Raw genomic sequence first — 13,318 nt, forward strand, 5'->3', positions numbered from 1 at the left:
TTAGCAATTACCAACTGCGCGTCCACTTCCTGAAGTGCTGCATAGCTTCTAAATATAACGGGAACAATTTGTAACGAATGATGCGTTTCAGCACAGCTATTAAAACTAGCCATGCTGTAACATGAGAAATTATCTGCTTAAGACTCTAAAACTTCCGGCTCAATCATCCCTTCCATTTGCCCACCTGTTGCATTCATAACCAGTTCTCGCCATGCGGCTTTTTGCGGAATAATGGGCGGAACTGCAACAAACTCGGGTTCTGGCGTGGGAGGAGCTACCAGTAAAGATTTATCACGAGTCACCACACCGCCTTTACGGAAAAAGGCATTGTAAATCGTCCAATTCAACCGGTTCCGTGAACCATCCCACGGAAAACGTTTCATCATGGAAGAAGCCGTATAAAACCCGTCATACGTTTTCAGATAACCGTCATACAGCTGATCGGAAGATAAGCCATTGGGTTTAAAAACAATGTGCGATTGGTCGTATTTGTCCCAATCAAAAGACACGATTTGTTTGCGGCGCATCATTTCAAACCAATTTATGGTGCCGGGATAAGGTGTAAGCAACGAATAGCCGCACATATCAAATTTAACATCAATATTAAACTTTAATGTTTCTTCAAACACAGAAGGCTCATCACCTTCGAAGCCATAGATAAATAAACCTAAAACCATAATGCCGTATTTGTGTAGCTTTTCTACCAAAGCGGCATAATCATCCGGATTATTTTGGCATTTATGCACATTCCGCAACGTGGATTTCGATACCGATTCAAACCCTATCGATAACATGAAACAACCGCTTTCGGCAGCTAATTCCAGCAAACGATCATCATTCGCATCGCGGCTATTAACCGCCGCCTGCCATTGCAACCCTCTTCCTTTAAAAGCTTTCATGACTTCCATAGCGCGTTTTGGCGTACCGAAAAAATCGGCATCATTGAGCAAAATGACGCGTTCTTGCAGAGATGTTCAATTTCAGCGATTAAACCTCATAACGTGCAATCTCAATCCAATAATAATGTTTTGGGTTCAAAAAAACTATTTCTGTCGTAAAAGCGAGTCTACAGTTTGTAAAGCTTTAACAAGCCTAAAGTGACATTATAAAGTTTAATTTAAGTCGCACTTAAGACAACTCACTTTAAAATTACTATACATATCAATAAGATTTTCATAAGAAAACGTTATTTTCTTTCCAAGAAAACCCCTATTTTTAACCTACAAGTCTCATGGCGTAGTGCCTAGACAGCGTTTTGGAAAATATTCTTTAAAAACGTCTAAACACCAATTACATAGGTAATACTTTGATAAAAAAATTAGCGCCATTAAGCTTGGCATTGCTCGCCCAATTTTCTCTACCTGCCCAGGCAGCCATTAATAACCCCATTGTTTTTGTTACTCAAATACCTATCCCGACAGATTTTTGCACCACCAATTCCGCTTTTTGCACGCAAGAGACCGATGTTAATCACTCAGGGCGCGGCGGCGATTTATGGATACGTTATCCTGACGGCTCCTTAAAAAACCTGACCTTAGCCGCAGGCTTTGGGCAAGCGGGTTTACAAAATGCACGATCCATACAAGTACGTGATCCCGCTGTACACTGGGATGGTAAAAAAATTATTTTTAGCATGGTAAGAGGTTCGCCGCTGCGTTATCAGGCCAAAAAATTTTATTGGCAGCTTTATGAGATTACCGGTTTAGCTAAAAATGAAAAACCCATCATCACCAAAGTAGCTAAACAGCCCATAACCTACAACAACATTAACCCCACTTATGGCACCGATGGACGGATTATTTTTGCCTCCGATCAGCCGCGTGGTGGGCAAAAACATTTGTATCCGCAATTGGATGAGTACGAAGAAGCACCCACTAATACTGGGTTATGGAGCATAAATCCTGTTACTGGAAGCCAGCAGATGCTTACCCACGCGCCTTCCGGCGATTTTAATCCCTTTGTTGACAGCTACGGCAGAGTGATTTTTACCCGTTGGGATCATTTGCAACAAGATCAGCAAGCTAGCGGAGATCGTAATGGTACAGACCACTACGGCACGTTTAATTACGCCAGCGAGGCAGCCAATGCTCCACTGCTAAATGACCGTACTGAAGTATTTCCTGAGCCACTCACATTTGATGCTAATTCACTGGGCGGTAGCCATTTACATGGTCACGATTTCAATCATTTTTTCCCGTGGCAGGTACATGAAGACGGCACTGAATTGGAGTCAGTCAACCATATAGGTCGACATGAACTGGGAGGCTCGTTTGTCGATAGGGTATTTAATGATGATCTCGACTTAATTAATTCTAATAACACGGCTATTCCCAACGCCAAAACCATCAAAAATTTATTTCAAATTAAACAAGATCCAACAAACCCTAACAGCTTTATCGGCACTAACGCGCCCGAATTTAGGACGCATGCATCAGGACAAATTGTTCGTTTGACTAACACAGCGCCTAGTCATAATGCCGATAAAATGGCTATCAATTATCTCACCGATAAAAGCACCGTATTGATTACCGATGATGGCGCAACGCCCCCAGCGGAGCATTCCGGCCATTATCGTGATCCGTTAATATTATCAAACGGTACCCTCCTGGCTGCGCATACTTTTGAAGCGCATAAGGACAACAATGAAGGCACTGAGCCAGATAATGACAATACTTACCCAAAATCCCGTTACGCGTTTCGGTTACGTACCCTAAAAAAGCTACCCAATGGTATCTGGACAGCTGATCAGCCACTGACCCCAGGTATTAAAAAAAGCATCAGTTTTTACGAACCGAGTAAATTAGTGCATTACTCAACTGAATTATGGGAATTGCAACCTGTTGAAGTTAAAGCGCGGCCTAAACCGGCTAAACTTTTGCCCAAATTAGAAACACCAGAGAAACAGGTGCTACAGGAACAAGGCATCAGCGAAGACAGTTTGCGGCACTATCTAAAAAGCAAAAATTTAGCATTGGCTATCATGCGTAATGTGACACGACGCGATCATAAAGATAAGCAACAACCCTTTAATCTGGCTGTTGCAAATGGCGGCACAAAAACGGTAACCGGCAAAGGTAAAGTTTATGAAGTCGCGCATTTTCAAGCTTTTCAGGCCGACCAAATTCGCGGTTTGACAGGCTGTTGTTCATCAACCCCTAAACCAGGCCGACGTGTACTTGCACAGCCTCTGCACAGTGTAACTGCCAATCCACCCTTAACAGCTGGCGCACCCAAAGGCAGTGTCAAGATTGCCAAAGATGGTTCGGTTGCCATGTTGTTACCGACTCGCCGAGCACTCACTTGGCAAATAACGGACAAGCAGGGTAATTTTGTGGTTAGGGAGCGCAACTGGTTATCCATGCAACCCGGCGAGATACGCACTTGCCCTGCTTGCCACGGTGTGAATACCACTGACCAAGCCCGTCAAAAATCACCTGTTAATAAACCGCAAGCGTTACGTGAGTTGCTGGTTTATTTAAAGGGTAAAGGTCTTAAGTGACGTGCATGAAATAACTTGAGCAAGTTTGTAGGATGGGGCAGCTAGCGTGCCCATCAAACCTTGCGTTGTCCATTGATGGGCACGCATCAGGCTTTACCCATCCTACTAAGTAACGAGTACGCCGATAAAATATCAGTGCGGCTAACATGTGGAGGTGTAGCGTTCGCCTCCCCCTTTGAAAAAGGGGGATTGAGGGGGATTTATTTAAAAAATCTCCCCTAACCCCTCTTTTTCAAAGAGGGGGACTGAACGGTTACGTTGAGGTTAGAAGTACTACAGTTTCTCTATTAAAACCTTGGGGGATTCAAAGCACATGCTCCCAGTCTGCATATTGACAGCAACTTGCACACTATGGCCTTTGGCAAGTCTTGCCCCTGTATTTTTATCGGTAATAAGGTAATTTATTTTTAAACAATTTTCCCATTCAACAATACTGGCAGTGATAGTAATGACCTGACCAAACACTGCCGGCTTTACATACCGGATTCTTAAATCAATCACTGGCCATGCGTAACCGGAATCACGCATGTGCAGATAGTTGTAGTTTATTTTTTCCAGCACTGCGCAGCGGGCAATTTCAAAATATTTTGCATAATGCCCATGCCAGACCACTTCCATCATATCAACATCATGGAAGGGAATAGTCAGATCGACAGCCGCATGATGGGTACTTTTACTCATAAAGCTGCCAGTGTTGGGTACGAATCAAGGCCAGACATTGCCGCAGCTCCTGCTCCAGTGCCCGATCTGTGCTTAAAAACGCACTAAACTGGCGTAATTGAGTCACCGTGTGTTGCAAAGCCGGACTTAACGCTTCCACATTGCCGCGCAGTTGCACCCCTTGCACCGCAGCGAACAACACCGCTACCGCTACTTGTTCGGTTAATTCCAGTATGCGCAAACAATCCCGTGCCGAAATCGTACCCATGCTGACTTTATCCTGATTGTGGCATTCGGTGGAGCGGGAAAACACACTGGCGGGCATGGTTAACTTAAGCGCTTCGGCAGTCCAGGCAGAAACCGCAATTTGCACGGCTTTAAAACCGTGGTTAATCATCGCTTGATCGCTACTGGCACCGGATAAATTAGCCGGCAAACCGTGATTGAATTTGGGATCCATAAGCTGCGCCATTTGCCTATCCAGCAAATCAGCCAGATTGGCAACTGCTGTTTTTAAACTATCCATCGCAAAAGCAATATGCCCGCCGTAAAAATGGCCTCCATGTAAAATATGCTCATCTTCGGCATCAACAATAGGATTGTCGTTGGCGCTGTTCAGTTCATTTTCGATAAACTGGCGCAGCCACGGCAGAGAGTCTTCCAGCACACCAATAATATGTGGCGCACAGCGCAGCGAATAACGATCTTGCAAACGGGTATCGTTACGCGGTGCAGTTTCAGTAACTTGTAAATCGGAGCGGATGCGCTCGGCAACACGATTTTGCCCGGGATGGGGTTTAACCGAAAACAGCTTGGCATCAAAGTGATAAGCGTTACCGTTTAAGGCAACCGAGGCCAGGCTGGTGATACGTGTGGTTAATTGCGACAGGTATTTCGCGCGTTGGTAAGCAAGACAAGCCAATCCCGTCATGGCCGCAGTACCGTTCATAATTGCCAAACCTTCTTTGGGTTTTAAGGTTAGCGGTTCGATGTTTAAGTGTGCAAAAACAGTGTGCGTTGCCTGTTGTTTGTCTTGATACATCACATCACGTTCGCCAGCCAGCACCGCCGCCAAATAAGACAGCGGGGTTAAATCACCGCTGGCACCTACCGAGCCTTCTTGTGGGATCAGCGGTAGAATATCTTGTGTTAATAAGGTCGTCAGCTGCTGCAATAGTTTATAACGCACCCCGGAAAAGCCACGGGCAAGACTGGTTAAGCGCACCGCTAAAATAGCGCGTGTTTGCTGGGCATCAAAATGACTGCCCAGACCGCAGCCGTGAAAGGTATACAAATTTCTGGGTAATTGTTCAACCAGATGCAACGGCACCGATACGGTACAGGAATCGCCATACCCTGTGGTTACCCCATAAACAAAGCCCTGTTCTTTTAACAACGTGTCTATGAATAATGCGCCTTTGTCGATTCGTTTAATAAACTCAGCATCAGTGCTCAGTTCAACCTGTGCATGTTGCGACGCTATTTGGCAGATGTCTTCAATACTTAACGGCTGGCCATTGAAAACGACGGGGAGGTTATTTATCGTCATCTGCCACACGCCAAAAATCAAAAAAATTGAACCATTGTAATGGTTCTTTCAGACAGTACGTTTGTAGGCGTTCTGCATAGTGCTGGATGATGTACTGCATGGCTTGTTCGCGGGTTTTTCTGGGCAAGTTCAGCATATCGCTAAAGTGATCAAAGTAAATGACGTGTTTGTTGTGTTGTTTTAAACAGAATACCGTATAAACCGGACATTTTAGCAGAGCCGCCAAAATGAACGGCCCTTGTGGTAACAACGCGCTAGCGCCGAGGAAGTCAACGCTGCTAACACGCTGCTGGCTACTGACGGGCGTTCGGTCGGCGGCAATAATCACCAGTTCACCCGCATCAATTTTTTCACTCAGAAGCATAGCGGTGGCGGCGCTAATATCGGTAACCTGTATCAAATTCAACCGGCTGTTGTCGCTGGTTTTATTTAACAGCTGGTTGAATTTTTCGGCATGTTTGGTATGCACCAAAACATTAATGTGTATGGTTTTATCAAAATCAGCGATCACACGGCATACCTCAAGATTACCCAAGTGTGAACCCAGCAATACCACACCTTGTCCGCGCCGAAGTATAGCGACGAGTTCATCGCGGCCATAATACTGCACATCCGCTCGTGACAGTGTTCCAGACCAGGCGGCGAGTTTGTCGATAATGGCATTGGCAAAACTGATAAAGTGCCGGTAGCTCCATAGCAAACTGCCACGCACTTGTTGTGATGGCGCAAAAGCCGCCACTCTGTTTAGATAATCCTGACTGGCTTGCCGGGCTGCTGGGTTAGTCAGCCAGTAATAAATTACTACAGGATATAAAAACACTTGTAAAACCGTGCGGCCACACACCAGATAAACCCCTAACAAAAAGCGCATGCCCCATACGAAGCTATGTTCTTGTAGTTGCGCCCAGTGTACTGAGTTTTTCATCGCCAGTGCCGCAGGATTAAGCGCGAGGTACGTATCAACATGCCAAAAAACAATTGGGCATGGGTTTTTGAGATCAGGACATTATCCTGCCATAACTTAAAATGGGATACGCCGTCATAAGGGTAGTGGACAGCCGTCGGAACATTAATTGCCTCAACGCCTTGCCAGTACAGGCGCACGACAACATCTATATCATAATTCATACCGCGTCCTATGGATGTTGTGCTGATTAATTGCTCCACAGCGGTCAATGGATACAAGCGAAAGCCGCACATACCGTCGGCTATCGCTAACGATAAGGTATTTATCGCAATCCAAAAATTAGTCACACGCCGACCATACAAACGATTTTTCGGTACGGATTCATCAAACACTGGCTGGCCTAATATCATTGCATTTGGGTGTAGTCGTCCGGCTTCAATAAAGCGCGGGATATCATCGGTATTGTGCTGGCCATCTGCATCAATTTGTAACACATGGCTGTAACCTAGCTTTATGGCAGCGTTGAAGCCATCAAGAACTGCCGCACCTTTGCCGCCGTTTTCTGTCCGGTTTAGCAGAGTGATCCAATCAGCTTCCTGTTTAGTGCAGGCATCTAATACCTTTGAACAAGCGCCTGAACTGCCGTCATTAACCAGAATGCAGGGGACGCGATAGCTTTTTATTCGCTCTATAACTTGCACAATCGCGTGTTCGTGGTTATAGACAGGAATGATGATGCAGGGTTTCATGGTGATCTCGTTGTTTGGCGGTGTAAATGAGTCTGCCCGAACTATACGCCACCTCACCTGAACGGAAGTTAAACAGCAGTTTATGAGTCGCTGTGTTCCAGTGAAGCATTAACGTTAGCTCATTGCCCGGCTGAATGGGTTTTACAAATTTAATAACTTCCATTGTTAAAAACGGCTGTTCAAGGTTAAAAAACAAGTTGCCAAAATACTCTGCCCATTTTATTTGCACCACACCAGGTAGAATCGGGTAATCAGCAAAATGATCGGGGAAATAGATTAAATCTTCAGGTACTCTAAGTGTCAACTCAACTTTATTGGGACTTGCACAAACACTTTGTACTTGCGGGAATTTTTGATTATCCGTATTGAGCAACGTGTTTAGTAGCTGCTGGTTAATTTTACCTTGTGATGTTAATGGCATATCGTCCAGAAACAGCCATTTTCTTGGCAAGACTATCGGCTCAAACCATTGATATAGCTGTGTGCGTAACTGTTTAATGAAGGCGTTTCTGCCATCGCTTTTAAGTTGTTCAAAACCGGCTTCAGTCAACGCTACCGCCGCACCCACCACATCCCTGCTTTTGGCTAAAGGTACGGTAAACGCATCAGCTACCCAAGGGGTGTCGATTAAATGCCGTTCCAGTTCAGATAAAGACAAACGTTTTTCTTCTATTTTAACAATACGATCCAGCCGACCTTGCAAAATAAATCGGCCATCTTCTTGTAAGCTGACTTGGTCATCCAATGCAATGGACTCGGTATTGAGATAAGGCGAGTGCAGCCACCATCTGTTGTCAACGCAGTTTAAGCGCAGGCCATCAAATAGCTGCCAAAGCGGTTCGTGCTGTCGCCAGGCTATGCCGCCAGTTTCTGTGCTACCGTAAATTTCAATAACTTGCTGGCCAGTATATGCAGTAATCTGCTGTTTGGCCGCCTCGTGCAACACACCGCCGGAACTGAAAACAGCGGTTAAACTGGCAATACCCTGCCACGGTGAATTCTGATCTAAACGCTTTAAATGCGCGGGACTTGCAACCCAGCAGGCGGCAATATCCTGACTGTTGTTAATCAGCGTTTCAGGGTTGATATAAATCGAACTGTGAAAACACCGGTCTGCCGCTAGTGGCCATAACACGCGAAACAGCAAGCCGTATATATGCTGATGACTGACCGTAGACAAAATTTCCGATTTATTTAACAGCGATCCCCACTGCTTTTCCAGGTTAGAGATTTCGAGCTGGAACTGAATCAGGCGTTTTTCTATGGGTTTAGGCTCTCCGATAGAGCCGGAGGTAAAAATTACCAGACTGGTTTCTGCCAGATTTAAGGGTGATAACGTCACATTAGAATCATCTGTTGCTGTCAGCTGATAATCAAACGGTTGCGCTGTATTCCAATCGCCGATTAACTGACAGTCGTGTTGCAGAAGTTGCTGCGCGGTACCTGGGCGGTTATTACCCGCTATCCATACTTGTTTGCCCGCATGGAACATGGCAAATAACAGCACGGTAAACGGATAGGCATCTTCCGTGTATAGCGCATAGCGCTCAAATGGCTGTGTTTGCAGTTGCGCTACCCAGTAACGTACTGTGGCGTTAAAAGCATCGGCATGAAAGTATTGCCGGTCATGGTAAGCAATTTTGCGGGTAGGGTGTCTTTCTGTCAGCAAGCAATCTGACAGGGCGATAACATTATCGGACATGTTTCTGGGTTTTTATCCTGACGAGATATTCGCCAACGAACAAGATGCCCATTAATAAATAAGCAATCAAACCGTTATATAAACTCCAGATTTCTATACTGCTCCAAAGTGCTGTCACCAACGCAAGACTGCCGTTGATAATGAAAAAACCGCACCATATTTGGGTTACCCGACGGGTATAGATAATACCTTCCGGGGGCAAATCGGGATGCTGTATTCTGGCCAGCCGTTCAATTAAGCTGGGCGGTGAAAACAATGTCCATGAAAAAAGCAGCAACATGGCCGCATTGGCGATGGCGGGATAAAACCGTAAGGTTAGTATTTCATTGCTCCAGATGGCAAAACCGAAATAAACCAGACCTACCATTAACAGGGGGCTGCTCCAATGTTTAATGGCATAACTGGCTATAAGTCTGATAGTTAGCAATGCAACCAGAATACTGGCTATTTTCCATGGCTCCAAATAACGTATCCCGAAATAAACGGCAAACGGGTAGAGCATGGTTAATAAGCCGATGAGGCTGTTTATTAGTGTGCGCATGTTAATGATTTAGCAGGAATACTACAGATGTTTTTATTCAATTACGGCTCTACAACTTCTCAATCGTCTGTTGATCCAAGCCCGTTAGCTCCATAATTTCAGCTACCTCATAACCTTTAGCCTTCATTTTAATAGCCAGCGTTATTTTCGCTGTTGTTTTTCCTTGCTCCAAACCTTGCTCCAAACCTTGCTCCAGTCCTTGCTCCAGTCCTTGCTCTAATCCTTCCTTCAAACCTTCCTTCAAACCTTCCTTCAATCCTTCCTCTAGTCCTTGCGTCCTACCATCTTCCCGTGCCGTAGCAAACGAATTATTCAAATCTCGGTAATACTTTAAGCTGTCTTCATATTGCATCAACTGCTCATGATTAAACTTGGCTATTTCAGCCACTTCAAACAGACGTTTAAATACTTTTTCAGTTAATTTGGCAGGAATTTTTTCTAATTCGTTTAAATGCTTTAATACGTACAGCCATTTTTCAAAATGGGTATTTATTTCAGATAGCTGTTTGTTGAATTTAGGCATTTCCAGATAGACAAACGTTAATTTGTTGTAAAACACCTTATTGGTTTGAATGTCACTGAGCTTGACAAAATACTGGTATTTATCCGGATCATGCTTATCTTCATCAAAGACGAAATCTAAAATGGCGATGGTATAAATCGCTTTTAGCTCATAATTCCAATTCGCGCGTTTAGCCTGCTCCTGAATCGGGAAGGTTGAATAATACAATGCCCTGTCCTTAAAGAAGTTTTGCTTGGTTTTTTGCAATTCAACAATAAATTTTTCGCCTTTTTCATTTTCGCAATATAAGTCAAAAATGGCTTTTCTATCGACTTCGGTTGAGCCTAGTTGCTCGGTTTTTAGAAAAGTTATCGATTTAATTTCGCCTTGCTCTTCGCGTAATAATTCGTTAAGAAAATCGAGTAATAAATCTTTGTGGGCTTCTTCACCAAAAAGTCGTTTAAACCCGTAATCAGTGAAAGGGTTTATATATTTTTCAGACAGCATAAGCGTGTTGCTCCATTAGAAGGGCATGACGTACCGTTACGCATGAATAACAAGTTATCACTGAGTTACATTTTCTGTCCATCTTTTACCTTGCGCACTTCATCAATCATGCAACATACTATAAACCGCCTCAACCACATCACCAATAGTACGCGCAGATTTAAAATCCTCAGCCTTAACAGCTTTTCCGGTCATTTCCTTAAGTCGCACGATCATATCGACCGCATCAATGCTGTCAAAATCCAAATCTTCATAAAGGCGCGCTTCTGGCTTAATCGCCTCGGCATTCATTTCAAACATTTCCACCATAATGCTTTTAATGGCGACTAAAATTTCTTCACGGGTTTCCATCACAACATCAACCCTGTACTGATTGGATATAGTTAGCCAAGGTGGTAACCGAAGAAAAAATCTTCACCACATCTTCCTTTTCAGCATCAATTTTTACATGGTATTTTTTGCGGATAGCCAAACCCAGCTCCAATGCATCGATTGAATCCAGCCCCAAACCGTCATTAAATAAGGGGGCGTTGCTGTCTATATCAGCGACACTGATGTCCTCTAAATCCAGCGCATCAATGATTAATTGTTTTAATTCATTTTCCATAGTGCTTATAGCGTTCTCTTTGTTGGGTAAAATAATCCTGCAAGTACTGATTAAACCGGCGTACAGCAATTGAGTGGGGTTGTATTTGAATAAACTCATCCAGGGCAATGTCGTGCTCTACGTGCATTGCCAGATGAAAGCGGCGTTCAGGAATTTGATACCAGTGCTCGGCTTTGGTTAAGGTACTGGGATAACATGAGAGTGTTACTGGCGTTACTATTTTATTGGCCTGCAATGCGATGGCGGCAGCGCCCCGCTGAAAATGGCAGGGTTTACCCGACACAGAGCGCGTACCTTCCGGAAAGATAATCATGCTTCCGCCTGATTGTAGCCAAGCGACACACTCGGCTATCATTTTTTCAGGATCGTCGTTACTAATATAGCCTGCATTTAAAATAGCGCTGCGCATAAACGGGTTATGCCATAAACTTTCTTTGACAATGCAATTGGCGTGTTTGATCCGGCTGATTAAAAATACGACATCTATTAAGGTGGGGTGATTGGCAATAATCAATTGACCGGGGCGATTTAATCTTTCAAAGCCGTTTATTTCATAAGTCATGATACCCATTTTGCGCATCAAACCGATAAAAAAATAAAAACTATAATGAACAACGCGCTGACCACGGCTGATTTTTTGTAAACGCGTTCCAGGTAAAATTGCTAACACCGGAAAAACCACAAGCCACAATAGTAAACCGCCCATTCCAAAAGTAAAAAAACTAAAACCGGTAGCAAAAAGCCGCCAGCAATAGTTTAACTTTTGGATTACTTTTTGTGCCATGTCCAGCTGTGCCCGTAATTACCTAAACACAATAATCGCTGCTCAGTAACAAGAAATTTTATAAAAGCCAGTAACTGTATAGGATGCTCACCATCATTACGAGATTGTGGAATACGGCATAATTGAAGCGGCATACCGTCGCCGTTTAGCGACATTCTTAACGCCAATACACAAGGAAAACAGACATTAAGATTGAAAGGCGCAGTCGGATAAAAGTCGGCCAAAGGTTCATCGTATAAAATCATCAGCACTTCATTCACCCCTTCATTCAGCATCCCCAATGCTTCTATAAAAGCCGGGGCAATGCCTTCTAATCCTGGAGCAATGACGGTTATTTCCTGGTTATTGTCATAAGCAATAGAAAATAACCCTGCAATCGCGTTATGCACTGATAGACTAAATGCGGTAGGTGAGAGTTCATCGCCAGCCTGAATTGCTTTAAGCATGTCTAATGATTTACATATTTCACCGTGCGAGGAACTGAGCACCACCGGCAATGTTTTGCCGCTTTCCATACAGTGGTCGGCAACATTAAAAACAGCTCTGGCCAAAGGCGTTAAACGGCGCTGTAGCAGCTTAGGTATCCATTCCAGCACGACAACGTTATCAGCACTAACCAAGCTGTGATGCGTACAGTTTAAACCTGGAGCCCATGCGCTCCAGTTACACAAGATAAAATCTGACATTCTCTCTCATCACATAAAATCTTTGCTGCATTAATTCCTCATTAGGATAGTATTCATATTTATCAAACTGTGTACGATGTTAATTATTGGCTGGATTGTGCAGGCTCTTCAGTAACTGATTTAAACACCCTTTTTGTGCCTCTACCTATAGCGTGTACCGTATCGCGTGAACCATGGCCAATATCTGTTGTGACATTTTTTGTGGTATTGCCGATTGATCTGCCCGCTTCTTTAAATTCAGCGCAGGCTGTTAATAGCAACAAAGACAACATCACACCTGAAGATAAAAATTTTACAACTATTTTCATTGTGTCTCCTTAAGCGCTGTTTAAATGATAGGGTTTATTATAATTAATAAGGCATTTTTGGCCGGATAGTAAACAAATGGGGGGGAATTTACTGCGTGTATAGACATGAGTTTTAAGAGAACTAAAATTTCACCAAGCTTCATTTTACTTCAATAAATCCGCAAAGCCTGCTTAAAACAAATCCGATATATTCTTAAGCTTAGTATAATCTGTCCCCATATCTCAAAAGCGAGTGTTACACGTTTTATTGTCAGCTGATGAAGAAAGTAAACCCCACCATTTAGCCCCGTTTTTAAGGCATAGTCTCAAAAAGAAAC

Annotated in this window: 14 protein-coding genes; 1 reads left to right on the top strand and 13 read right to left on the bottom strand. The window is 43.9% G+C overall.

What is annotated here, in order from left to right; genetic code table 11:
• Nucleotides 1-137 precede the first annotated feature (137 nt).
• Nucleotides 138-899 carry a B12-binding domain-containing radical SAM protein gene (locus ACHZC4_RS00210; protein ID WP_394751712.1) on the bottom strand — a complete coding sequence of 254 codons (762 nt, stop codon included), beginning with the start codon at nt 897-899 and terminating at the stop codon, nt 138-140.
• 407 nt (nt 900-1,306) lie between these two features.
• On the opposite strand from ACHZC4_RS00210, the gene ACHZC4_RS00215 reads away from it, so the two are divergent.
• The gene (locus ACHZC4_RS00215; RefSeq protein WP_394751713.1) at nt 1,307-3,499 is read left to right on the top strand and encodes a hypothetical protein; all 2,193 of its coding nucleotides are present in this window, start codon (nt 1,307-1,309) and stop codon (nt 3,497-3,499) included.
• 273 nt (nt 3,500-3,772) lie between these two features.
• On the opposite strand, the gene ACHZC4_RS00220 is transcribed toward ACHZC4_RS00215, so the two are convergent.
• The 12 genes from ACHZC4_RS00220 to ACHZC4_RS00275 all read right to left on the bottom strand — a co-directional run bounded on the left by ACHZC4_RS00220 (nt 3,773) and on the right by ACHZC4_RS00275 (nt 13,001).
• A complete protein-coding gene (locus ACHZC4_RS00220; RefSeq protein ID WP_394751714.1) occupies nt 3,773-4,180 on the bottom strand; it encodes an acyl-CoA thioesterase in 408 nt (135 codons plus the stop codon).
• Complete coding sequence (gene hutH, locus ACHZC4_RS00225) at nt 4,173-5,708, bottom strand: histidine ammonia-lyase (RefSeq protein WP_394751715.1); 1,536 nt, start codon at nt 5,706-5,708, stop codon at nt 4,173-4,175. The genes ACHZC4_RS00220 and hutH overlap by 8 nt, the downstream gene beginning before the upstream one ends.
• The gene (locus ACHZC4_RS00230; RefSeq protein WP_394751716.1) at nt 5,695-6,633 is read right to left on the bottom strand and encodes a hypothetical protein; all 939 of its coding nucleotides are present in this window, start codon (nt 6,631-6,633) and stop codon (nt 5,695-5,697) included. The genes hutH and ACHZC4_RS00230 overlap by 14 nt, the downstream gene beginning before the upstream one ends.
• Nucleotides 6,630-7,364: a glycosyltransferase family 2 protein gene (locus tag ACHZC4_RS00235; protein WP_394751718.1), complete on the bottom strand. Its 735-nt coding sequence runs from the start codon at nt 7,362-7,364 to the stop codon at nt 6,630-6,632. Before ACHZC4_RS00235 ends, ACHZC4_RS00230 begins: the two co-directional genes overlap by 4 nt.
• A complete protein-coding gene (locus ACHZC4_RS00240) occupies nt 7,333-9,066 on the bottom strand; it encodes an AMP-binding protein (RefSeq protein WP_394751719.1) in 1,734 nt (577 codons plus the stop codon). The genes ACHZC4_RS00235 and ACHZC4_RS00240 overlap by 32 nt, the downstream gene beginning before the upstream one ends.
• A complete protein-coding gene (locus ACHZC4_RS00245) occupies nt 9,056-9,607 on the bottom strand; it encodes a hypothetical protein (RefSeq protein ID WP_394751720.1) in 552 nt (183 codons plus the stop codon). The genes ACHZC4_RS00240 and ACHZC4_RS00245 overlap by 11 nt, the downstream gene beginning before the upstream one ends.
• A 49-nt stretch (nt 9,608-9,656) precedes the next feature.
• Complete coding sequence (locus ACHZC4_RS00250; RefSeq protein ID WP_394751721.1) at nt 9,657-10,616, bottom strand: Rpn family recombination-promoting nuclease/putative transposase; 960 nt, start codon at nt 10,614-10,616, stop codon at nt 9,657-9,659.
• A gap of 102 nt (nt 10,617-10,718) precedes the next feature.
• Complete coding sequence (locus ACHZC4_RS00255; protein WP_394751803.1) at nt 10,719-10,967, bottom strand: acyl carrier protein; 249 nt, start codon at nt 10,965-10,967, stop codon at nt 10,719-10,721.
• A 7-nt stretch (nt 10,968-10,974) separates the two neighbouring features.
• Nucleotides 10,975-11,223 carry a phosphopantetheine-binding protein gene (locus tag ACHZC4_RS00260; protein WP_394751723.1) on the bottom strand — a complete coding sequence of 83 codons (249 nt, stop codon included), beginning with the start codon at nt 11,221-11,223 and terminating at the stop codon, nt 10,975-10,977.
• Nucleotides 11,213-12,007, bottom strand: a complete 795-nt coding sequence (locus ACHZC4_RS00265; protein WP_394751724.1) for a lysophospholipid acyltransferase family protein — start codon at nt 12,005-12,007, stop codon at nt 11,213-11,215. The genes ACHZC4_RS00260 and ACHZC4_RS00265 overlap by 11 nt, the downstream gene beginning before the upstream one ends.
• Nucleotides 11,992-12,693, bottom strand: coding sequence for a beta-ketoacyl synthase chain length factor (locus ACHZC4_RS00270; RefSeq protein ID WP_394751725.1), 702 nt, complete (start codon nt 12,691-12,693; stop codon nt 11,992-11,994). Before ACHZC4_RS00270 ends, ACHZC4_RS00265 begins: the two co-directional genes overlap by 16 nt.
• Nucleotides 12,694-12,776: 83 nt before the next feature.
• On the bottom strand, nt 12,777-13,001 hold the full coding sequence (locus ACHZC4_RS00275; RefSeq protein ID WP_394751726.1) for a hypothetical protein: 225 nt from the start codon (nt 12,999-13,001) through the stop codon (nt 12,777-12,779).
• Nucleotides 13,002-13,318 lie beyond the last annotated feature (317 nt).

This window comes from Crenothrix sp., assembly GCF_043729335.1.
In the GTDB taxonomy this organism is placed as follows: domain Bacteria; phylum Pseudomonadota; class Gammaproteobacteria; order Methylococcales; family Methylomonadaceae; genus Crenothrix.